Source organism: Methylocella sp. CPCC 101449 (assembly GCF_031921685.1).
Lineage (GTDB): Bacteria > Pseudomonadota > Alphaproteobacteria > Rhizobiales > Beijerinckiaceae > Terripilifer.
This window is the reverse complement of sequence record NZ_JAPDHU010000002.1, coordinates 343,970-366,197: the sequence shown is the minus strand read 5'-3', so window position 1 is coordinate 366,197 and position 22,228 is coordinate 343,970. Positions and strand designations below refer to the sequence as shown.

Sequence of the window (22,228 nt, the reverse complement as noted above, 5' to 3'; positions counted from 1 at the left end):
ACATCCCAGCCTTGGAAGCAAGCCATGATCATCGAACGCGACGTTGCCATTGCGATGGACGACGGGCTGGAACTGCGCGCCGACCTTTATCGTCCGGATGGCCCAGCCCGCGTGCCTGTCATCATGACCATGGGCCCTTACGGCAAAGGCGTCAGATATCAGGATCACTACAAGCACAGTTGGGACTGGATGATCCAAGCCCATCCGGACCTGCTGCCTGGATCACATCATCAATGGCTGACCTGGGAAACGGTCGATCCAGAGATCTGGGTCGCATGGGGCTATGCGGTCATGCGTGTCGATTCTCGGGGTACGGGCCGCTCCCCCGGTTTTCTCGATATCCTTTCGAAGCGTGAGACGCTCGATTATTACCAGGCGATCGAATGGGCAGGTACGCGCGACTGGTCAAACGGCAAGGTCGGCCTCAACGGCATTTCTTATTACGCGATCAATCAGTGGCATGTCGCGGCTCTGCAACCACCGCATCTTGCCGCGATGATTCCATGGGAAGGCGCCGCGGATTGCTATCGCGACTTCTTCCGACACGGCGGCATACTCTCCAACAAATTCCTGGAGACCTGGTATCCGCGTCAGGTTCTCTCCGTCCAGCACGGCAATGGAGCTGGGCCGCGCGATCCGTGGCTGAATGAATCCGCCACAGGCTCCAAAAGCCTCTCTGACAAAGAGCGTGAAGCCAATCGCTTGGCCACGCTCGCCAACGTCAGTGCGCGCGAGATGGACGATCGCTGGTATCAGGAGCGTTCGCCTGATTGGTCAAAGGTGATCACACCGTTCCTGAGCGCCGCGAACTGGGCGGGCTATGGCCTCCATCCTCGCGGTAATTTTGCGGCCTTCATGCACGCAGCCTCACGGCAGAAGTGGCTTGAAGGGCATCCCGGCCGCCACGAGGAATGGTTCTATCTCGACTACGGGCTGCAACTGCAAAAGCGGTTCTTCGATTATTTCCTAAAAGACGAACAGAACGGCTGGGGAGCTGAGCCACGTGTGTGGCTCAATCTGCGGCGTCCCTTCACCGATGATGTGGAGCTGCGCAAAGAGAACGAGTGGCCGCTGTCGGAAACGCAATGGACGCAGCTTTTCCTCGACGCCGACGATGACGCGCTGAGCCGGATCGTCCCGTCCCGAGATGGAACAAAAAAATTCGTCGCGGCGCGTGAAAGCACGCACTGGTTATCGTCGCCGTTGGACGAAGAGACGGAGATAACCGGACCATTGTCGCTGAAACTGTTCATCTCGTCATCGACATCAGATGCCGACTTCTTCGTCACGCTTCAAGCCTTCTCTCCAGATGGGCGCGAGGTCGAATTTCAAGGGACCGTCGATCCGCACACGCCACTGGCACAGGGCTGGTTGCGAGCTTCCCATCGAAAACTTTGCGCCGAACGCTCTCTGCCGTACCAGCCCTATCACACGCACGATGAAAAGCAGCCGCTGGTTCCCGGTGACATCTACGAGATTGACATCGAAATCTGGCCGACCTGTATTGTGTTGCCGGCTGGATATCATCTTGTCCTCGATATCCGTGGCAGCGATTTCATGCGTCCTTCGTCCAGCGGAGATCCGCTGCGCAGCGGCTCGGGACCCTGGCTGCACGACGATGCGTTTGATCGGCCGATGACCATCTTTGGCGGAGATGTGACCATCCATACAGGACCAGACAGTCCCTCCCATCTGCTCGTACCGATCATTCCCAAGCGCGAGACTTGATAACGGGATGCACCAACGCCAGGACTTAGCCTGGCGTTGGATCGATCATGATCTCAATATTCCGAGATGTCCGGATTGGTTTCGAAGAAGCTGCGCTTCATCTTTTCCATCCGCTTCTGCTGCATGGCGCGCTCGACCAGCAATTCGTAGTTGCGCTCCCACTGCAGGCGCAGTTTGGCCTGCAGCGAAAAGCTCTTCATCGCCGCGATATCGGGATCGAGCGTGCGGCTGCGCTTGGCGTCGATGCGCAGGTCCTGCTCCTTCCAGTCCGGCACGCCGATGTCCATGATCGCATCCCACAGGCTGCGCTGCGGCGCCGAAATGTGGGACGAGGCGATGCCGGTGTAGATCGTGTCGGAATAGGTCGACATGCCGGCCGCCTGCATGGCGGCAGCCTGCATCTTGGCGGCCTCCTCGACGACGGTCTTGGCGGCTTCCTTGGCGGCGAAAGGCGAAGCGGCGGCGGCGGCGAAGAAGCCACGCCGGTTCAGATTGATCTTCATGGTCATAAAAACTCCCCACGGTCACGAGCATCCGGCCGCGTTGGCGGCGGACGGTTTCGCACCCCGGGGGACGGTTTGCCTCGAAGGCTGTCGATTCCCGCCCCGGAACGACTGACCCATATTTAGGAAAGCGCCGCTGAATGGCAAGTGAATGTCTCACGTGAATGTCTTGTCAGGACGCTTTCCAGGCCGGCTCCGACATGGCTATATTCGCACCCTAACAAAAACAGGAAACGCTTAGGAGACTGCCGTGCCTCTCTCCGTTCGCCCGCTTTCCGCCCATATCGGCGCCGAAATTCGCGGTCTCGACCTCTCCACACCGCCCGCTCCGGACACGATGGCGGACCTGCGCCAAGCCTGGCTCGACCACATCGTCCTCATCTATCGCGGCCAGACGCTCGACCCTGACCAGCAGCGCGCTTTCGTCTCGCTGTGGGGCGAGATCGGTGGACGGGCGAACCGCCTGCCCGCCAACAAGCCGCGCCAGCAGCAGGGGCCGGACTACAATGCGGCCGCGATGCTCGTCTCCAACATTCGCGAGAACGGCAAGCCGATCGGCGTGCTGCCAGACGGCGAACTGTGGTTTCACCACGACATGTGCTACGCGGCGCAGCCGAACCGGGCGAGCTTCCTCTATGCCATCAAGGTGCCGAGCGAAGGCGGCAACACCAAATTCGCCAATATGTACCAGGCCTATGACAACCTACCCCAACGCCTGAAGGACCGGATCGAAGGCCGCACCGTTCTGCAGGCCTTCGATGAAATTCAGGATTCGCGGCTCGATCTCAGTTCAATAGATATCGCCGATATTAAACATTGCCATCAGCCTATCGTTCTGCGCCACCCGGAGACCGGCCGGCGTGCGCTCTATGTCAACCGGCTGATGAGCCATCGCGTCGAAGGTCTGAGCGACGCGGAGAGCGACGATCTGCTCGAAGAACTCTACACTTTTACGGAAGATCCGGCATTGACCTACGAGCATGTCTGGCAGCCGGGCGATCTTTTGATGTGGGACAATCTGTGTTCGATCCACGCACGCACCGATTTTCCCAAGGACCAGCATCGCCTGATGCGGCGGATGACCATCGCGGGCAGTACCGTCATTCCGGCCTGGGACAATCAAACTGCGGCTGAATAGCACGCAAAGGGCGCGCTTGGGTTGCAAGCGTCGCCGGCCGCCATATATGCTCTGAGGCAGGCACAGGAACCCTTTGTCCGCCAACGCATTAACCGAATATTCTTGGGACCGAATATTCTTGGACTGGATATTCTCGAACCACATGTTTTCGCACAGCGGGGTGAGCGCATGAGTACGAACAGTTTCGTGACCGACATCAAGAGCAACGTTCGCAACCAGATGATCGAGCTGCTCAACGCGCGGCTCGCCGATGCGATCGATCTCAAACTCGCGGTCAAACAGGCCCATTGGAACGTCAAGGGTGAGAACTTCATCGCCTTGCATGAACTGTTCGATCAGATCGCGACCCGCGTCGACGATCACGTCGACACAATCGCCGAACGCGCCGTGCAGCTCGGCGGCATGGCGCTGGGCACGACGCAGATCGTCGCCGAAGGCACGACGCTTTCGGCCTATCCGACGAAGGCCACCGCCGCATCCGATCATGTGAAGGCGCTGAGCGATCGTCTCTCGGCTTTCGCCGGTTCGGTGCGTAAAGCCATCGACGATGCGGATGAAGCCGGCGATGCCGACACGGCCGATATCTTCACCGGCATTTCACGCGCCGTCGACAAGGATCTGTGGTTCGTCGCCGCCCATAAGGGATGAGTGAGCGCAGGTTTCAAACAAAAAAGGCGGCCCGCAAGGTGCCGCCTTTTTTGTTGATCGCTAACGCTGTACGTTGGCGAGCAGAGAGGGCAACGGCGCGTAGGCCGACAGGCCCGTCGGCAGAATGGGCGCGGCGCCGATGATGACCGCCGGCAGTTCGATCGGCCGCGTATAGGTGCCGAGCGCCACGTGTGCGGGACGGCGTGGCGGCGTCGGGACATCAGTTTGGACGCTGGCCACTTGCACGCCCTGCTGTTCGCTGGTGGTTTCGGGAGCGGCCGCATCGGCCGGCGTTTCAGCCGGCGGTTGCAGATCGGACGGGCGGCGCGGCGGCAGCGGGATCTCGAGCGACGGTTTGAGCGAAGCCACTTCCACCTGCGGCCAAGGCTGCGTCGTCGTCGTGACCGAAGGCTGTTGCTGCGATCCGAAGAGCGAGGCGACGCCGCGCACCAGACCGGAGACCGGATCGACACCCTGCCCGGCGGCCGTATTCTGTTCCGGCGCGTTGGTGGCCACCACCGTCCGCTGTTGCGGTTGCGTTCTCGCTCGGGCGATCTGCACGTCCGTTCCCTTGCGGCAATCGCGCACGCCAAGGTCGATCAGCTCCTCGCCGCGCAGATTGCGATAATTGCGGGTGAGGTAGCCGAGGCGTTCGCGCACCGGCTGCGGATAGGAATTGAACAGTTCGGCGGTGATGCCCTGGTCGATTTCCTTGGTGTTCTGGTTATAGGCGGTGTGAAACTTCAGCACGCTCCACGGATAGACGCAGACATTCGGCAGGCTCAACGCCAAGGTGCAGGCGGAGCGACATTCGAGCAGCCGCACTTCGCGGCCTTCGGCACGATAGACAGCCGTCTGCGCACGATAATCCGACACCAATCCGCCGACGTCCTTGACGACGACGACCGGTGCAGGCGCCGGAGGCGGAGACAAATAACCCAAACGCAAACCCTCGCAGACGATCGAAACCAAATCGCGTTTCTGCCGAAACGCCAAATTGCGGTAGGCGCCGTGAAACACCGCCCGGTCATTTCAGCGGCTTATGGTTAATCAACTCATAACGGCATCCGTCACCGGTCACCTGCAAAAGCGGCGATTTTGCGCCTGACGGACAAGACACCTGTCCAACCGCCTCACACCCTTTCCCCGCTCGTGAGAACGTCGTGGAAAATGCCCTTGCATGGGGTTGTTCCTCAGAGTCTCGCGGCACCCCCTGCCATGGCCTCCCATCACCCCCTCCCAACGGTCATTTTCCCTCCTCTCCGCGGCCCCTGCCGCGCTCAAATCCGGCTCGAAAATAGGAAGGAAGGGTGGCGGATTTTTGTTCTCCATACGTTCCCTCCGCCCGCTGTCGCGGCGGCGAGTTTTAAAGCCCGGTGTCCACTTCGCTCAAAACCCTATAGGCAGAACCACACCGTCCTTCCCCTGGTTCTCCGCTTCCCGGCCATGGCCACTTTCGCCAATCGCAACGTCAACCGCCTCAACCTGCACAGTGGGCTGGTGCAGCTCTCCTTTCAGATCGGCGGCACTTTCACCGGCGCCTTTTTTCTGAAGAACGGGCTCGATCTGCCACATGTCTTCCTGGTGCTTGCGGCCGTGCTGGCCCTGCGCTTCGTGCTGCGGCCGATCCTGCTGGCGATCAGCCCGACGATCGGGCTGAAATTCACCTTGATCATCGGCACCGCTCTGGTCGCCCTGCAATATCTGGCCATTCCGCAAGTGCGCGGGCTCGATGCGGCGCTGGCGATCTACATTCTGATCTCCGGCATCGGCAATGTCTTCTACTGGACCGCCTATCACGCGGTCTTCGCCTCGCTCGGCGATGCCCATGCGCGCGGCCGGCAAGTGGCCTTTCGGCAAATTCTCGGCGCCGTCGCCAGCATCATCGGCCCGGCTGCTGGCGGCTTCATGCTCGCCCTGGTCGGACCATGGGCGGCCTTCGGCACGGCGGCGCTGGCTGCGCTGATTTCCATCCTGCCGCTGCTCATGATCCAGAACGATCCTGTGGCGCGGCTCGCACCACCAGGCGCTTATGCGGCGGCGCGCAAAGGCACGGTGATCTTCCTCGTCGACGGCTGGATCATCTCCACCGCCAATACGGCTTGGGCTCTGGTGATCTTCCTGGCGCTTGGACAGGTCTATGACGTCTTTGGATCGGTGCTCGCCGCCGCCGCGCTCGCCGGCGCCGCCGGCGGCTTCGTGCTTGGCCGGTTCATCGATGCCGGCAATGGCCGCAAGGCGGCGGCGCTGTTCGGCATCGTCACCTGCCTCGTGCTTTCGGCGCAGGCGCTCGCCGGCTTCGATGCGACGCGCGTCGTCATCGTCACGATTTTGAGCGCTGTCTTCGGCGGCCTCTACATTCCCGCGATGATGACCGCGATCTACAACGATGCCAAACAGGCGCCCTGCCCGCTGCGCTATCAGATCGCCGCCGAAGGCGGCTGGGATGTCGGCGGCATTTCGGCCAATCTCGCAGCGGCTTTATTGCTGTGGTCGGGCCTGCCGCTGCAAGCGGTCTTGCTGATCGCCATTCCCGCCGTCATCGCGCAAGCGCTGTTGCTGCGCGCGCGCTACAATTGACGATCAGGTGGCTCGAATGGCAACAAAACCGACACTAACCGTCCAACAACGACAAGCACTACTAAGTAGCTTGACTGATGTCGGCCCATCTAAGCTCATCGGCTACTTACCGCTCTATACCATCAAAGATTTTCTTCAGATGGTACCTGAGACGATTGCCACCTCCTTCACCAATCAGGGATTAGCAGCCGCACAGTTTGGTCCCGAGAAATGCTGTATCAAAAGTGGTGCCCTCTATATCTATGATCGGACAAGACTGAGAGAGTTCTTACAAGCACAAGTTAACGCAATCTCCGCGGCAGGACTTCCTCTCGATCCAGATCAATTCGTGGAACATATTGCCCTGGTCTGGTTCGAAGAGGATCATCCCGCCCATTCAATTATTGCGGCTACGTTCAATCGCAAGGCTGATTGAGGCACACCCTATACATTGAAGCTCAAGCAGCAGCGCGATCCGTTTTGACAACGCCCATCGCTGCGGCAATCGCTTCATAGTCCGCCGGCGTGATCTGAAAATAACCGCGCCGAAAGGCATAGCCCCAATTGCGCTGGCCTCGCGTGAACGACAGCACGTTCAACAGCGGTGCGATCGGCGCGATGCCGCTCGGCAGAAAGCGCGTGTTGCGCCGATAGGGCGTGAAGCCGTTGCCCATATCGGCGAGATAAACGGGCTCCGGCCGCATCTCGCACACCGCCGTGAAGGCCTGCACCGGCGCACCGGCATTCATGCTCTGGCGCGGCGAATAGAAGATGATCCGATCGCCCGCCGCGATGCGGCGCAGCGGCGCTTCCTTGCCGTGACAGAGCTGAATGAAACCGCCGGCACGGCCGACTTCGATATGATCGCGCGAAACGACACCGATCCAATATTTCATGTCCGCCTCCTGCTTGATGACAGAAGGCTATCCCCGGCCGTTGTCAGCTTGTGGCAGCAGGCCGGCGATCTCCGCCACCAGCTTGCGCACGATCGCTTCGGCGAACTGGTCATAGTCGTTGATGGCGATCATGAAGGCGCCCGGACCGCCGATGACTTCGTCCCGGTAATGCAGATCGAGCATCGGCTCGACCGAGAGAATGGGCAGGCCGTTGATGGTGATGCCCTGGCCCAGGGCTTCGTCCCGGGCCTGGGCCACCGGGCGACCGCTGGTGTTGGCGCCATCCCCCGATATGTCGATCACCCGCCGGGCGCCTTTATAAGCCCCCTGGCCGAACCGGCCGGCCGCATGGTCGATCGCGCCGCTGATCGAGGTGCCGCCGCCATAGAGCTTGCGCGGCACGGCGGCGATGGTATCGGCGAGCGCCGCCGCCGAGGTCTCGTCGGAAACCAGCATCCAGGGCGTCACCTCGGCCTGCATATGCGGACCGGTCCACTGAAACATGGACACGGCAATGCGCGCGGTCACCCCTGAGCGCACGGCCCGGAGCACGCGCGGATCCCTAAATGCTCGCTCATATCCTTGTTTTTGCAAAATAAATCGCTGCTGACTGACGGAACCGGAGGCATCCACCGCCAAGACAAGCTCAAGATCGACATCGATCACATCGGCGAAAGCCGGGTGGCTTATCGCGGCCCAAGCCAAGCCGCCGGCCAGCACGCCACGCCGCGTCACGGCCGCAAGCGGCCCGTCTCCTGGCGTCATTCCCCCTCCCCGGCTTTTTATATTTTGCCGTGCGGCCATTGTGCACAGACCGGAAGGTCGGGCACAAGTTGGACCAAAGCCGCAAATTTCCGTCATAATTCCGGCCAACACCCGCTCGCCACTCACCGATGTTTCCGCTATAGCGCGCCCAATGAGCCTTATCACAACCACCAGCGAACTCGCCGAAACTTGTGCCCGCCTTGCCAGGCATCCTTTCGTGACGGTCGATACCGAATTCCTGCGAGAGACGACCTTCTGGCCGAAGGTCTGCGTCATCCAGCTCGCCAGCGACGACGAAGCCGTGGCCGTCGATGCCCTAGCCGAGGGGATCGACCTGACGCCGTTTCTCGAGCTGATGGCCAATCCGAACGTGGTGAAAGTGTTCCACGCCGCGCGGCAGGATCTCGAAATCGTCTGGAACCTCGGCAAGCTGGTGCCAGCGCCTTTGTTCGATACGCAAGTGGCGGCCATGGTCTGCGGCTTCGGCGATCAGGTCGCCTATGGCGAACTGGCGCAGACAATCTGCAAGGTCGCGATCGACAAGTCCTCGCGCTTCACCGACTGGTCGCGTCGCCCGCTCACCGAGGCGCAGATCCAATATGCCCTCGCCGACGTGACCCATCTGCGCGACATCTATCGCGCCTTGCGCGAGAAGCTCGAACGTTCCGGCCGCATGGCTTGGCTCGACGATGAAATGCAATCGCTGACCAATCCGGCGACCTATGCGCAGGACCCCGCGAATGCGTGGGAACGCTTCCGCCACCGGGCGCGCAAGCCGCGCGACATCGGCGTGCTGATGGAAGTGGCCGCCTGGCGCGAGCGCGAGGCGCAGACGCGCGACGTGCCGCGCTCCCGCGTCCTGAAAGATGACGCCATGGTCGAAGTGGCGCTGGCGGCGCCGCGCACGGCGGAGGCGCTTGGCAACCTGCGGGCCTTCCCGCGCGGCATGGAACGCTCGCGCGGTGGCGCCGAACTGCTGGCGGCCATCGAGCGCGGCCTGGCGCGCGATCCCAAGACCTTGCCGAAGATCGAACGCGAACGGCGCAGCGGCGGCAATGGCGCAACGGTCGAACTGTTGAAAGTGCTGCTGCGGCAGGTGAGCGAACGCCACGGCGTGGCGCCCAAGATGATCGCTACCGTGGACGATCTCGAAGCCATATCAGCGGATGACAATGCGCCGGTTGCCGCCCTCACCGGGTGGCGGCGGGAGTTGTTCGGCGTCCGCGCGCTCGAGCTGAAACATGGGAAGCTGGCGCTGACCATCGAACGCGGCCGGGTCATTACCCTGGCCTGGCAGGATGCGCCCGCCGACGAGCCAGCGGTTGCCTAATTAACAAGCAAAAGCCTTTCAAGTGACCAAAGTCACTTTGACGAATCGAGCCGAATAACTAAGCTTGGCAAATCGCTTAAGCCTTGGGGGCTCCGATGCAGAAGAAATTAGCAGCAGAATTCTTTGGTACGTTCTGGCTGGTCTTGGGGGGCTGCGGTAGCGCCGTCCTGGCCGCCGCCTTTCCACAACTCGGCATTGCCTTCGCGGGCGTTGCACTTGCCTTCGGTCTCACGGTTCTGACCATGGCCTATGCGGTCGGTCCGATCTCGGGCGGCCATTTCAATCCGGCTGTTTCCGTCGGTCTCGCGGTCGCCGGCCGCTTCTCCTGGGGCGAACTCATCCCCTACATCATCGCCCAGGTTGTCGGCGCCATCGCCGCCGCCGGCGTGCTCTATCTCATCGCTTCCGGCAAATCCGACTTCTCGCTCGCCGGCGGCTTCGCTGCCAACGGCTATGACGATCATTCGCCGGGCAAGTACACGATGGTGTCGGCACTCATCTGCGAAGTGGTGATGACCGCGATGTTCCTGCTCGTCATCCTCGGCGCCACCGGCAAGAAAGCCCCTCCGGGTTTCGCGCCGATCGCCATCGGCCTCTGCCTGACCCTGATCCATCTGATCTCGATCCCGGTGACCAACACGTCGGTCAATCCGGCGCGCTCGACCGGTCAGGCGATCTTCGTGGGCGGCTGGGCCTTGCAGCAGCTCTGGCTGTTCTGGCTCGCGCCGATCGTTGGCGCTGCCATCGGTGGCATCCTGCACAACGCCCTGCTGTCGCACGACGACTGACAGCTAAATAGCAACACGTCAGACGCCGTCGCTTCCTTGAAGCGGCGGCGTTTTTATTTGCGCTTCATTCGATGATGATGTCGGGCTCGCGGCCGATCAGGCGGCCGAGCTGGCGCAGACGATTGGCCAAGCGTTCGCTCGCCAATGGCGCGAATTCGCGCGGCAGTTTCAAAACCACCTTGCCGCGCCGGCAGACGAGTGGCGTCTTGGGCAGAACATCAGGCATGGCGGCGGAGACCGCATAGCCGACGCGCATGGCGGCGCCGAGAAGCTGCGCGCGATCGAGCAGACGTGGCGTCGCCAGCATGCGCAATTGCGGGCTGACATCATGTTCGAAGCCCATGTGGCGATACGAGGTCGCCAAAGCCAGATAGGCGCGGCCGCTATGGTCGATGGACACGAAAGCCGCGTTGGCGATGATGTTGAACGACTGTTCGCCGCGATAATCAGGATGGGCACGCCAGCCGATATCGGCGAGCAGACAGGCGGCATGGCGCAGGCGCTGTTCGTTCTTGGTCTCGTCGATATGGGTCGAGCGCATGAAGGCGTCGGTCCAGGCGCAGAGATCCCAGCCATGGCGTGGCGCGCGCGAACGCAGAATGTTGAGATCGCTCGCCGCCTGGATCAGCGGATCGATCTTGCGCTCCTGCGCATCGAGACGTTCGTAAAGCAGGCCTTCGCGCAAGCCCAAAGCGGAAACGACGATCTGGTTCGGCCGGGCGCGACGAATGATCTCTTCCAGCACGACGGCGCCATAAGCCAGCAGCGGACGGCGGGCGGCCGCGACGCTTTCGATCGCCACCAGGGCCTCGGCATTGACCCGTTCGACCAGCGAGACGAAATCCTCGGCATCGCGGCGGGGAATGATATAGCCGTGCATGACGTTCAGCGGATAGTTGCGCTGATGCATGTGCAAACGCGCCAAAGCGCGCCACGTCCCGCCGACGGCGTAGAAAGTGCGGCCCTTCAACTGGTCGAGGCCTTTGATCTGAGCGATGGCATCGCGCACGAGCTTGCTCGCCTTTTTCGGCGAGCGTCCGGTCATGTCCATCAGCGAGAGGCCGCCCAGCGGCAGGGACACGCCCTTGCCCAGCCGGCCGCCATGCACTTCGTTGAGTTCCAGCGAGCCGCCGCCAAGGTCGCCGACCACCCCATCGGGGGCATAGAATCCCGACACCACTCCCAGGGCTGCCAGCCGCGATTCCCGTTCGCCCGACAGCAAATCCACAGGCGCGCCGAGGGTCTTTTCAGCCGCGGCAAGAAATTCACGGCCGTTCTTAGCGTCCCGCGCGGCCGCGGTCGCCAGCACGTGGACATCTTTGATTTTCAGCAGGTCGCAGAGTACGCGGAAGCGCGACAATGCCGACAGCGCCCGCTCGACCCCCTCCTCGTTAAGCTTTCCCGTGGTGGCGACACCGCGACCGATGCCGCACAACACTTTGTCGTTGTAAATCGGCGTCAGCGCGCGCGTCAGCCCTTCATAGGCGACCAGCCGGACCGAATTTGAACCGATATCGACGACCGCGAGGGGCTTGAGCGCTTCGAGTCTGCCGGGAGCCTTATTACCGGGTGGAACCATTCGACTTGCGCGTGTCCTTGCGTCTTGAAAGCGAACGCGGGCTGGACTCCCTCAACGACTTTCCACGACCCGACAGCGACGGGTTGGTCATGAAATAATTGTGGGCGTTGAACGGTTCCTCGCCAGCGCGCGGGACTATGCGCTCGCTCGATCCATCGGGCAAGACCCGGTAGCTCTGCTGGTTGTCGATAAGGTTAGCCACCAGAATCTGGTCAAGCACCTGCTCGTGCACCGTCGGATTGGTCATCGGCGTCATGACCTCGACGCGGCGGTCCAGATTGCGCGGCATCAGATCGGCCGAGGAAATATAGACATGGGCGTTCTTGTGCGGCAGGCCGTGGCCGTTGCCGAACGCATAGATGCGCGCATGTTCGAGGAAGCGGCCGATGATCGACTTGACGCGGATATTGTCGGACAGACCTGGGACACCTGGCCGCAGGCAGCAGATGCCGCGCACGACCAGATCGATCGACACGCCCGCCTGGCTCGCCCGGTAGAAGGCATCGATGATGACCGGATCGACCAGCGCATTGCACTTGGCCCAGATCGCCGCCGGGCGACCGTTCTTGGCGTGCTCTATCTCTTCGTCGATATGGGTCAGCAGCCGCCGCTTGAGACTGATCGGCGACACCGCCATGCGCTCAAGATCGTCGGGCTCGGCATAGCCGGTGATGAAATTGAAGATGCGCCCGACATCGCGGCCGATCACCGGATCGGCGGTGAAATAGGACACGTCCGTGTAGATGCGGGCCGTCTGCGGGTGATAGTTGCCGGTGCCGACATGGCAATAGGTGGTGAGCCCCGCGCCTTCGCGACGCACGACCATCGACAGCTTGCCGTGGGTCTTCAATTCGATGAAGCCGAAGACGACCTGCGCACCGGCGCGCTCCAGATCGCGCGCCCAGCGGATATTCGCCTCTTCGTCAAAGCGCGCTTTCAACTCGACGAGCGCCGTCACCGACTTGCCGCCCTCCGCCGCTTCAACGAGCGCGCGAACGATCGGGCTGTCAGCGGAGGTGCGATAGAGCGTCTGCTTGATGGCGATGACATTGGGATCGCGCGCCGCCTGCGCGATGAACTGCACCACCACGTCGAAGGACTCATACGGGTGGTGAACCACCAGATCCTTTTGCTTGATGGCGGCGAAGCAGTCGCCGCCGTTCTCGCGCACGCGTTCGGGGAAGCGCGGATTATAAGGCGTGAACTTCAGCTCCGGCCGGTCGAGCGAAACGACTTCGCTGAGTTCGTTCAGTGCCAGCATGCCTGAGTTGATGAACACTTCATCGGCGGCCGCATCGAGTTCGTCGGCCACGAATTGTTGCAGATCGTCTGGCGTCATCGCATCGAATTCAAGACGGATGACGCGGCCGCGACGGCGACGCTTCAGCGCCGTCTCGAAGAAGCGCACGAGATCCTCGGCCTCTTCCTCGATTTCGATATCGCTGTCGCGGATGACGCGGAAATAGCCACGGCCGATGATCTTATAGCCCGGGAACAGCCGCGCCGCTTGCGCGGCGATAACGCTTTCGAGCGGCACGAATTTCGTCTCGCTGCCACCAAGCGCCGCCGGAATGCGCACGAAGCGTTCGACCTTGTTGGGCAAGCGCACCAACGCATTGAGGCGATTGCCCTCGCGCACACCAGAGAGTTGCAGAACGACACTGAAGCCGAAATTTGGAATGAACGGAAACGGATGCGCCGGATCGACGGCCAGCGGCGTCAACACCGGGAAAATATGCAGGTTGAAATGGTCGTCGAGCCACTGCGCTTCGCCAGTTTCGAGATCTGCCGGTTCGACGATGCGAATGCCGACACCGGCCAATTCCTCGCGCAGTTCGATCCAACGCCTCTGCTGGGCATCGGTGAGCGTCATCACCCGTTCGCGCAGCTTCGCCAGTTGTTCGGCCGGAGGCAGGCCGTCGTCGGAGCGCGTGGTGACGCCGGAGCGCACCTGGCCGCGCAGGCCCGCCACGCGGACCATGAAGAATTCATCGAGATTGTTGGCCGAGATCGACAGGAAGCGGAGCTGTTCGAGCAACGGATGGTTGCGGTTCGAGGCTTCCGCCAGCACCCGATTGTTGAATTCGAGCCAGGACAGTTCCCGGTTGATGAAACGGCTTTCGCCTTCGGCCAGTTCGACCTGCACAGGACCGAGATGCTGGGTGTCCGCAATCTGATCCTGAGCGGCGTTTGTCAGGCTCGCGGCAATTTCACTCGGCACGGGAAAGGCCCTTTCTAGCGTGTGGTAAATGCTGGTCCTTCATCAAACAGATGACAGTACGATGACAGAATTGCGTCAATGGTCGGCTTCCAGCCGTTTCAACACTTCGCTGGCCATGGGACGGGTCACCGCCCGGCCCCGCGCCAGCGCCTCCCGGTCGAGAATGGCGACGACGGAACGGGCGGCGGCGAGCGAGCGCTCGATCCGAGCGGCCAGAAATTCGATCACGGTGGCATCGACCTGCAATTGCCGGTCCATGAATAGTTTCACCAGAACCGCCCGCACCAGGGCATCGTCCGGCTCGCCGATTTCCACGGCCGGCGCGCGGCGCAGACGGGACAGCAGGTCCTTGGTCTTCAATCCCCAGGAATCCGGCCATTGGCGGGCCGTCACGGCGAGCGATGTGCCGCTTTCGGTGGCCAGATTGATCAGGTGAAACAGCTCTTTTTCCACGCCGCCGGCACGATCCGCATCCTCGACCAGAACGGCGGGATTTTGGGCCAAGGCCTGGAGGTCGGTGTTGGCCAGGGCGGCGGCGGGCAGGATGCGGGCGCCGGCGGTTTCGGCCCAAATGGCGCCGAGATGGCTCTTGCCCGCCCCGGTCGGCCCCAGAAGGAGCAGCATACGGCCCGGCCAGTTCGGCCAGGCCTCGAAATGGGCCCAGGCCGCCTCGTTGGACGGAGAAACGAGAAAATTCTCGCGGCTGAAACTCGGCTCCAACGGCAGGTCGAAGGCCAGTTGCCCACTCACGGCTCCACCCCACGGTAGAGCGCGCTCTCACGGTAGCGCTCGATGCCGAAGCGGATCAGTACGCCGATGGCGGCGGCCACGGGCACGGCGACAATCAGGCCGGTGAAACCGAATAGGGAGCCGAAGGCGAGCAGCGCGAACATCAACCAGACCGGATGCAGGCCGATCGACGCACCGACGAGGCGCGGCGTCAGCACATTGCCTTCCAAGAATTGCCCGGTGCCGACCACGACCAAAACCATGACCAGCAGCCAGGGACTCGGCCAGCCCTGAACGATGGCGAGGATGGCGGAAATCACCAGAACCGTCAGCGAGCCGACATAGGGAATGAAGCTGAGGAGCCCGCCGGTCAGGCCGATGACGAAGCCGAAATTGAGACCGATCAACAGCAGGCCGAAGCCATACCAAGCGGCCAGGAACAGACAGACCAACGACTGGCCGCGCAGGAAGCCACCGATGGCGGTGTCGATCTGGCGCGCCAGTCGATGGACGGTGTCGCGATGGGCGACCGGCACCAGGCCATCGAGGGTGCGGATCATCCGCTCCCAGTCGACCAGCATGTAGAAGGCGACGACGGGGGTGATGACCAGGAGCGAGGCGATGCCGATCAAGGTCGAACCGCCCGAAATGATCGAGCCGAGAAGCCCCGTCAGCCAGCTCACTCCCTTGCCGACGAGATTGCCCACGGGCCCCGACACATCCGCCGGCTTGCCGTCACCCAATCCGAGCTTCTGGAAAATGTCGATGCCGATCCAGTTGGATAAAAGATTGCCCTGTTCGCTGGCGAGCGTGCGCGCCAGATCCTGCAGCCGGTTGATGTAGCCCGGCACGTTCTCGGCGAAATGCGACAATTGCGTCACCACCAGCGGCACGATCGCCACCAGCACGACGACGAAGAAAATGACCGAAACCGCTAAAATGACGATGCAGGCGACGAGGCGGTTGATGCCCATGCGCTGCAGGCGATTGGCCACGGGATTCAGCAGATAGGCGAGCGCCATGCCGGCGACGAACGGCATCAGCACGCCGCTGAACAGCCACAGCGCCAGCACGGCGACCGCAAGCGCCGCGAGCCAGAAGGCCAATTGCCGTTCGATCCGCATGCCGGTTTCCCGCGCCCTCTACGATTCCATGTGCCGGAGCCATTGCCTGACATAGGCTCCGGCGGAAAGCAGCGTCAGCGCCGCGACGATCCACACCGATCCTTCAAACCACAGACTGAGTGGCAGGTCGAAGGCTTTCGCTGCCAGCACGGCGCTGGCAAAGGCGATTTGGACGGTGGTGTTAATTTTCGACACCCAGAGCGGCTTGATCGGCAGCGGCCGGTCGAGCAGCACGGCGACCAGGACGCCGGCGATGATCATGATATCGCGGGAAACAACGAGAATGGCGATGAAGGCGGGAATGACGCCGGTGATCGCCAAAGCGATGTAGATCGAAACCAGAAGCGCCTTGTCGGCCAGGGGGTCGAGCCAGGCGCCGAGTTCCGAGCGCAGATCGAGGCGCTTGGCGAGCCAGCCGTCGATGGCATCCGACACCCCGGCGATGACGAACAAAACGAAGGCCAGCCCCCACTTCGGCTGCACGATCAAGGTGATGACCACGGGGACGAGCGCCAGGCGCAGCAGGGTAATCAGGTTTGGCAGGTTCGCCAGAAGTGTATGGGCGCTCATTGCAGGCAGAATAACATGCGGGAACGGGACCCGGACAGGCCGGTTATGGACGATTCAAACGGTTTTAGCATGCCCGCCCCCGTCTTTTCGAGACCAGACGACGGCGGCGGGCCCTTCCCCTTGAATCTACTGAGTGCCTTCGAGGCCCAGATGGCGCACCAATGCGCCCCACTTTTCCCGCTCGCTGCGCATATAGGCGCGCATGCCCGCCTCGTCGGGCGTATCGAAGGGAATCAGGCCAAGGCCGGCGATGCGGCTCTTCACCTCCGGGTCGGCCATGATCGTCTTCATGGCGCCATGCAGGCGCGCCGTCACCTCCTTCGGCGTGGCGGCCGGCGCCAGCAGCATGTGCCAGGAGACCGCCTCGAAATCCTTGACGCCGGCGGCCTCTGCGAAGGTCGGCGTATCGCTGATCGCATCGAGGCGCTGCGCCGATGACACGGCGATGGCGCGCAGCTTGCCGTCCTTGATCAGCGGCACCGAAGCACCGGCCTCGGCGAAGCCGAGATTCACGTGGCCCGAGACGATGTCCATGATCGACTGCGGAGTGTTGCGATAGGGCACGTGTGTGCCGGCCAAGGCGAACCGCTGTTTGACATATTCCATCGCCAGATGTTGCGACGTGCCGATGCCGGGTGACGAATAGTTCAACGGCCGCTCGCCCGCCTTCATGAAGGCGATCAGTTCCGGCGCGGTCTTGGGCGGCAGCGACGGATCGATGACCAGCACGAACGGCGATTTGGCATAGAGCGCCAGCGGCACGAAATCCTTTTCGGGATCATAGGGCATCTGCTTGAACAGCACCGGATTGACCGCCACGGGCGTCGCCGTCACCACGCCCAGCGTATGGCCATCAGGCGCGGCGGAGGCGACGGCCTGCGCCGCCAGCATGAAGGAAGCGCCCGGCCTGTTGTCGACAACCACGGGACGCCCCAGCGCCTGTTGCAGCTTTTCGCCATACAGACGGACGATCGTGTCCATACCGGTGCCAGCCGCCAGCGGCAGAACGATGGTGATGTTTTTGGAGGGCCAACCCTGGGCCCAAACGGCGCTGGAACCTGCCCAGCCGCCCAAAAGCGCGCACGCGGCCGCGAATGCCCGTAAAGCTCGCATCGTCCCCTCCCCCGATCAGCTTTCAGCACTGGAAAGTGTAACTTTGGGCTTTGGGAATGCAAGCTAGGCCAGGCTTTCCCGAGATCTGCCGGCGATCCGGCCCTGCACCCCTTGCAAAACCCTCTCGTGACCCTCTCTTGGCCTTGCCTCAGACGGCGGCGGGCGCTAACCCCCCTGTATGAGCCAGCCCCCCAAAACCGGCCTGACCTATGCGCAGGCGGGCGTCGACATCGACGCCGGCAATTCGATGGTAGACAAAATCAAGCCGCTGGTGCGTGCCACGCGCCGGCGCGGCGCCGATGCGGAAATCGGTGGCTTTGGCGGCCTTTTCGACCTGAAAGCGGCAGGCTTCAGCGATCCGATCCTGGTCGCCGCCAATGACGGCGTCGGCACCAAGGTGAAAATCGCCATCGACAGCGGCATTCACGACACGGTCGGCATCGACCTCGTCGCCATGTGCGTCAACGATCTCATCGTCCAGGGCGCCGAACCGCTGTTCTTCCTCGACTATTACGCCACCGGCAAACTCGATACGGAAGCCGGCGCCGCCGTCGTCAAGGGCATCGCCGAAGGCTGTATCGATGCGGGCTGCGCCTTGATCGGCGGCGAGACCGCCGAAATGCCCGGCCTCTATGCCAAGGGCGACTACGATCTCGCGGGCTTCTCCGTGGGCGCGGCCGAACGCGGCGCGCTGTTGCCGAAGGCCGGCGTGACCGCCGGCGACGTTCTGTTCGGCCTGCCCTCCTCGGGCGTGCATTCGAACGGCTTTTCGCTGGTGCGCCGTATCGTCGAACATGCCGGTTTGAAATGGACCGACGACGCGCCCTTCAAGCCGGGCACGGCCCTGGCGCAAGCGCTGCTGACGCCGACACGCATCTACGTGAAGCCGCTGCTGAAGGCTTTGAAGGCGACCGACGGCATCAAGGCCCTGGCGCATATCACCGGCGGCGGCTTTCCCGACAACATTCCGCGCGTGCTGCCCGATGGCACCGGCGTGATGCTCGATCTCGACGCCATTCCCGTTCTGCCTGTCTTCCAATGGCTGGCGAAAGCCGGCGGCGTGGCGGAAGCGGAAATGCTGCGCACGTTCAACTGTGGCATCGGCATGATCGTCGTCGCCGAAGCGGCCAAGGCCGCCGACGTCGAACGTGCGTTGCGCGACGCCGGCGAAGCGCCGGTGCGCATCGGCGAGATCACCCAATATGCGAGCGGCGAGCGCGTCGCGACACGCGGACGGCTGGCGCTATGACGATGCGCCGGCGCACGGCGATCTTCATCTCGGGGCGTGGTTCCAACATGACCTCGCTGATCGAGGCCGCACGCGTGCCGGAATTTCCCGCCGAAATCGCGCTCGTCCTGTCGAATCGCCCAGATGCGCCGGGGCTCGCCACCGCCAAAGCGCGCGGCATCGCCACCGCCGCCGTCGATCACAAAATCTATGCCGGCCGCGAAGCCTTCGAAGCCTCGCTGCAACAAGTACTCGAGATCAATCGCATCGAGTTCATCTGCCTCGCCGGCTTCATGCGGCTGCTGACACCGTCGTTTACGACCCATTGGGCCGGGCGGATGCTGAACATTCACCCCGCCCTGCTGCCCTCCTACAAAGGCCTGCACACGCATGAGCGGGCGCTGGCCGATGGCGTGAAGATCCACGGCTGCACGGTGCATTTCGTCGTGCCGGAAATGGATGCCGGCCCGATCATCGCCCAGGCGGCGGTGCCCGTGCTCGACACCGATACACCGGAAACCTTGGGCGCCCGCGTGTTGGCGCAAGAGCACATCATCTATCCACGCGCCCTGGAACTGGCGGCCTCCGGCCGGCTGCGGATCGAGAACAACCGGGTTGTCGGCGCCTGCTGGAACGTCAACCACACGGCGCTGGTGGTTCCCGAGCGCGAAGACGAAGACGGCTGATCCGTCCGCTTAACTGCGCTATCATGGCGCCATGAGCGCGCCGCGGCCCAGTACAGTTCGCCAATATGACGATGGCGTGGATCGCTGGTCCATCGTCGCGGCCCCGGCCGCGAAAGCTTTGACCGGTCTCGTCAGCAGTTACGGCAGCTACACCGAGAAAACCCAGTCCTTCGCGGCGCGACGGGAACTTGCCTCGACATCGGGCGTGCTGATCTTCACGCTTGATGAACCGTTGTCGATCATCGGCGCTGATGGCGTGGAGATCATTCTCAAGGCGGGCGAAGCTTTCATCGGTGGGGCCGCCGATGCCACATCGATTTCCCGTGCGCTTGGCCCGCAACGCGGCCTGCACGTCTTTCTCTCACCGGCGGGCCTCGCTGCCGTCTGCAAGGCGCCCCTGGCCGAGATCGCCAATCGCGTTCTCCCCTTGAGCGTATTTCGCGGCACCGCCGCGCGTGATCTTGGCGCACGGCTGGTCGAAGCGCGAAATGCCGGCGAACAGTTCGATCTTGCCGATCGGGCCTTGATGCGTTGGTTCGCAGATGCGCCGGCCTTCGACAAAACGGTGCATTGGGCGATGGAGCAATTCGGCGCCGCCGAACCGGCCGCCGTCGCCGACATCGCCAAGGAGATCGGCTGGAGCCGCAAACATCTGAGCCAGCGCTTCACAACCCTCACCGGCCATTCGCCGCAGACCTATAGGCGACTGGCCCGGTTCGCCCGGTTCACGACGCGCTTGATGGCAATGCCCAACGACAGCTTGGCGGAACTCGCCGCCGAGACGGGCTATTATGACCAGTCGCATCTGACGCGCGATGTGCAGGCGCTGAGCGCCATGACGCCGGGCGAATTGCGCGCCAGCCTGCTGCCGGGGCTCGGCGGCTTTCGCGACGACTAGCCCCTACCCTCCAATGATTTCGCTGATCTGCACGATGGGTGTGATGTCCGTATAGTTGGCGACGTCAGCGACGATCTCCGCGCGGTGAGGACCGAACGCCTCCTGGAATGTCTCCAGGCTCGGCGCGTAGATGTGGCACGCTGCGACGAACTCCGGCGCGCTTCCAGGTGCGCCACCCGCAAGGCCCCTATCGATCTCGTAGCGCAGGCAGGCATCGCCGAGCCGTTCCTGGATCAGTGGCAGGTGACGGGTGCGGTAGTAATCGTGATCGAACTTCGAGCCGCCATCGGCCGGATAGTAGACACTCATCTTGATCATGGTCCGGCTCCTGCCTGAACGCCTCTGCGAGCGTCCAAGACGTCTTAGAGCAAATTGCACTTCGATAGAAACGCAATTTGCCTAACATCTTTGTTTTGACGCGCCTTTGTGCCTTTTGCCTAAGCCAAACGGCAAAACGCCTTAACGCGGAACCCGAACAGGAGCCGCAGGTTACATCCGTACAAGACGCCGTGTTGAACGCACGGCACAATAAGAACGGAAACCAGCAAGGAGCATTCATGGTTCGCCCCGCTCTCATCCCCTGCCTGCGCTACAAAGACGCTCCGGCGGCCATCGATTTCCTCTGCCGTGCTTTCGGCTTCAAGGAACACGCTGTCTATCGCGACGAGGCCGATCCCAGGATCGTCGTCCACGCGCAACTGACGCTGCACGACAACATGATCATGCTCGGCAGCGATCGCCCGAATGAAACCACCGATCTCTACCGCTGGAAGACGGTGAAAGAGGCCGGCTGCATCACCATGTGCGTCTATGCGGTGATCGACGATCCGGATGCCCATGCGGCGCAGGCCAAAGCTGTCGGCGCTCATATTCTCAGAGGGCCTTACGACAACCAAGGCTATCCCGGCCGCGCCTATGACGTGGTGGACCCGGAAGGCAATGTGTGGAGTTTCGGCAGCTACGATCCCTTCGCCACACACGCGTGATCACACCTGCGCAATCTCACACTTGCAAAGTATGGCCCGTCAGCACCTTCCAGCGCTTCAGGAGATCGGCGCGACGGGCCGGATATTTCTGGCCGATCTCATAGCCGCCGATACGATCGGTGCGGAAGGAACGGAAATCCTGCCGCCATTCGCACCAGGCCAAGACGACACGCACCGAGTCATAATAAGCCAGACCGAACGGCCAGATGGTGCGGCTCGTCTTGGCTCCCACCGCATCGGCATAATCGATGGTGACGCGCAGGCCCTTGCGGATCGCCTCGCGCACCGGCGCCACGTCGATGTTCTCGGCGACGATGCGCTCCTCCATCGCTGGCGCGAACAAAGAGGATTCCATCAGCACGGGTTTAAGGGCATCGGGCAGGATAGTGGCGATCTTGGCTTCGACATCGTCGGCGGCGCGCGCCAGCGAGGCGTCGGCGCGGGCGCGCAGCCAACGCAGACCGACCAGGATCGCCTCGACCTCATCGGCGGTGAACATCACCGGCGGCAGGTCGTAGCCCGGCTCCAGCACATAGCCGACGCCGGCCTCGCCCCGGATCGGCACCCGGTTGGACTGGAGGGTCGCAATATCGCGATAGACGGTGCGCAGGGAGACTTCGAGCTCCCGTGACACAGCTTCGGCGGTTACTGGCCGCCGGTGGCGCCGCAAAAGTTGCACAATGTCGAGAAGGCGAGACGATCTGGTCATGGGGGCTAGAATGCAACGCGCTGCTGACAG

23 protein-coding genes are annotated in these 22,228 nt (G+C 62.5%); 11 read left to right on the top strand and 12 right to left on the bottom strand.

All coding sequences use genetic code 11. The annotated features are described in order from the left end of the window. Positions 1–24 precede the first annotated feature (24 nt). Positions 25–1,728 carry a CocE/NonD family hydrolase gene (locus tag OIM99_RS12355; protein ID WP_311850712.1) on the top strand — a complete coding sequence of 568 codons (1,704 nt, stop codon included), beginning with the start codon at positions 25–27 and terminating at the stop codon, positions 1,726–1,728. Between the two features lie 53 nt (positions 1,729–1,781). Here OIM99_RS12355 and OIM99_RS12350 read toward each other — a convergent pair whose 3' ends face one another. Further along, positions 1,782–2,237, bottom strand: a complete 456-nt coding sequence (locus OIM99_RS12350) for a hypothetical protein (RefSeq protein ID WP_311850711.1) — start codon at positions 2,235–2,237, stop codon at positions 1,782–1,784. A 244-nt stretch (positions 2,238–2,481) separates the two neighbouring features. On the opposite strand from OIM99_RS12350, the gene OIM99_RS12345 reads away from it, so the two are divergent. Continuing rightward, positions 2,482–3,369: a TauD/TfdA family dioxygenase gene (locus OIM99_RS12345; protein ID WP_311850710.1), complete on the top strand. Its 888-nt coding sequence runs from the start codon at positions 2,482–2,484 to the stop codon at positions 3,367–3,369. Positions 3,370–3,537: 168 nt separating this feature from the next. Continuing rightward, entirely contained in the window at positions 3,538–4,017 is a 480-nt protein-coding gene (gene dps, locus OIM99_RS12340; protein WP_311850709.1) for a DNA starvation/stationary phase protection protein Dps, read from the top strand. Between the two features lie 60 nt (positions 4,018–4,077). Here the strand turns inward: dps and OIM99_RS12335 are convergent, their stop codons facing one another. Next, positions 4,078–4,959, bottom strand: a complete 882-nt coding sequence (locus OIM99_RS12335; RefSeq protein WP_311850708.1) for a hypothetical protein — start codon at positions 4,957–4,959, stop codon at positions 4,078–4,080. A 504-nt stretch (positions 4,960–5,463) separates the two neighbouring features. Between OIM99_RS12335 and OIM99_RS12330 the strand changes: the two genes are divergently transcribed. Both OIM99_RS12330 and OIM99_RS12325 read left to right on the top strand, forming a co-directional pair. Beyond that, complete coding sequence (locus OIM99_RS12330; protein WP_311850707.1) at positions 5,464–6,597, top strand: hypothetical protein; 1,134 nt, start codon at positions 5,464–5,466, stop codon at positions 6,595–6,597. Positions 6,598–6,613: 16 nt separating this feature from the next. Further along, positions 6,614–7,012 (top strand): hypothetical protein, encoded by a 399-nt coding sequence (locus OIM99_RS12325; protein ID WP_311850706.1) that lies wholly within the window; start codon positions 6,614–6,616, stop codon positions 7,010–7,012. A gap of 22 nt (positions 7,013–7,034) precedes the next feature. Here OIM99_RS12325 and OIM99_RS12320 read toward each other — a convergent pair whose 3' ends face one another. After that, on the bottom strand, positions 7,035–7,472 hold the full coding sequence (locus OIM99_RS12320) for an EVE domain-containing protein (RefSeq protein ID WP_311850705.1): 438 nt from the start codon (positions 7,470–7,472) through the stop codon (positions 7,035–7,037). Between the two features lie 27 nt (positions 7,473–7,499). After that, positions 7,500–8,237 (bottom strand): DUF1194 domain-containing protein, encoded by a 738-nt coding sequence (locus tag OIM99_RS12315; protein ID WP_311850704.1) that lies wholly within the window; start codon positions 8,235–8,237, stop codon positions 7,500–7,502. 151 nt (positions 8,238–8,388) lie between these two features. Between OIM99_RS12315 and rnd the strand changes: the two genes are divergently transcribed. Together rnd and aqpZ are read left to right on the top strand one after the other, a co-directional pair. Further along, the gene (rnd, locus tag OIM99_RS12310; protein WP_311850703.1) at positions 8,389–9,567 is read left to right on the top strand and encodes a ribonuclease D; all 1,179 of its coding nucleotides are present in this window, start codon (positions 8,389–8,391) and stop codon (positions 9,565–9,567) included. A 95-nt stretch (positions 9,568–9,662) separates the two neighbouring features. After that, a complete protein-coding gene (gene aqpZ, locus OIM99_RS12305) occupies positions 9,663–10,355 on the top strand; it encodes an aquaporin Z (protein WP_311850702.1) in 693 nt (230 codons plus the stop codon). Between the two features lie 64 nt (positions 10,356–10,419). On the opposite strand, the gene ppx is transcribed toward aqpZ, so the two are convergent. The 6 genes from ppx to OIM99_RS12275 form a co-directional block, all read right to left on the bottom strand. Then, on the bottom strand, positions 10,420–11,934 hold the full coding sequence (gene ppx, locus OIM99_RS12300; protein ID WP_311850701.1) for an exopolyphosphatase: 1,515 nt from the start codon (positions 11,932–11,934) through the stop codon (positions 10,420–10,422). Then, complete coding sequence (locus tag OIM99_RS12295) at positions 11,918–14,107, bottom strand: RNA degradosome polyphosphate kinase (RefSeq protein ID WP_311852259.1); 2,190 nt, start codon at positions 14,105–14,107, stop codon at positions 11,918–11,920. Before OIM99_RS12295 ends, ppx begins: the two co-directional genes overlap by 17 nt. A 123-nt stretch (positions 14,108–14,230) precedes the next feature. After that, positions 14,231–14,905 (bottom strand): DnaA ATPase domain-containing protein, encoded by a 675-nt coding sequence (locus OIM99_RS12290; protein WP_311850700.1) that lies wholly within the window; start codon positions 14,903–14,905, stop codon positions 14,231–14,233. Then, positions 14,902–16,008, bottom strand: a complete 1,107-nt coding sequence (locus OIM99_RS12285) for an AI-2E family transporter (protein WP_311850699.1) — start codon at positions 16,006–16,008, stop codon at positions 14,902–14,904. The genes OIM99_RS12290 and OIM99_RS12285 overlap by 4 nt, the downstream gene beginning before the upstream one ends. Before the next feature lie 18 nt (positions 16,009–16,026). Continuing rightward, positions 16,027–16,578 (bottom strand): CDP-alcohol phosphatidyltransferase family protein, encoded by a 552-nt coding sequence (locus OIM99_RS12280; RefSeq protein WP_311850698.1) that lies wholly within the window; start codon positions 16,576–16,578, stop codon positions 16,027–16,029. A 126-nt stretch (positions 16,579–16,704) separates the two neighbouring features. After that, complete coding sequence (locus tag OIM99_RS12275; RefSeq protein WP_311850697.1) at positions 16,705–17,691, bottom strand: tripartite tricarboxylate transporter substrate-binding protein; 987 nt, start codon at positions 17,689–17,691, stop codon at positions 16,705–16,707. A gap of 178 nt (positions 17,692–17,869) precedes the next feature. Here OIM99_RS12275 and purM point away from each other — a divergent pair, with 178 nt between their 5' ends. The 3 genes from purM (at position 17,870) to OIM99_RS12260 (ending at position 20,503) form a co-directional block, all read left to right on the top strand. Beyond that, positions 17,870–18,940 carry a phosphoribosylformylglycinamidine cyclo-ligase gene (gene purM, locus OIM99_RS12270; protein ID WP_311850696.1) on the top strand — a complete coding sequence of 357 codons (1,071 nt, stop codon included), beginning with the start codon at positions 17,870–17,872 and terminating at the stop codon, positions 18,938–18,940. After that, complete coding sequence (purN, locus tag OIM99_RS12265) at positions 18,937–19,605, top strand: phosphoribosylglycinamide formyltransferase (protein ID WP_311850695.1); 669 nt, start codon at positions 18,937–18,939, stop codon at positions 19,603–19,605. Before purM ends, purN begins: the two co-directional genes overlap by 4 nt. A gap of 76 nt (positions 19,606–19,681) precedes the next feature. Further along, positions 19,682–20,503, top strand: a complete 822-nt coding sequence (locus OIM99_RS12260; RefSeq protein ID WP_311850694.1) for a helix-turn-helix domain-containing protein — start codon at positions 19,682–19,684, stop codon at positions 20,501–20,503. Positions 20,504–20,506: 3 nt separating this feature from the next. On the opposite strand, the gene OIM99_RS12255 is transcribed toward OIM99_RS12260, so the two are convergent. Further along, entirely contained in the window at positions 20,507–20,821 is a 315-nt protein-coding gene (locus OIM99_RS12255) for an EthD family reductase (protein ID WP_311850693.1), read from the bottom strand. Between the two features lie 239 nt (positions 20,822–21,060). On the opposite strand from OIM99_RS12255, the gene OIM99_RS12250 reads away from it, so the two are divergent. Further along, the gene (locus tag OIM99_RS12250) at positions 21,061–21,489 is read left to right on the top strand and encodes a VOC family protein (protein WP_311850692.1); all 429 of its coding nucleotides are present in this window, start codon (positions 21,061–21,063) and stop codon (positions 21,487–21,489) included. Between the two features lie 16 nt (positions 21,490–21,505). Here OIM99_RS12250 and OIM99_RS12245 read toward each other — a convergent pair whose 3' ends face one another. Next, the gene (locus tag OIM99_RS12245) at positions 21,506–22,198 is read right to left on the bottom strand and encodes a YafY family protein (protein ID WP_311850691.1); all 693 of its coding nucleotides are present in this window, start codon (positions 22,196–22,198) and stop codon (positions 21,506–21,508) included. Positions 22,199–22,228: the final 30 nt, after the last annotated feature.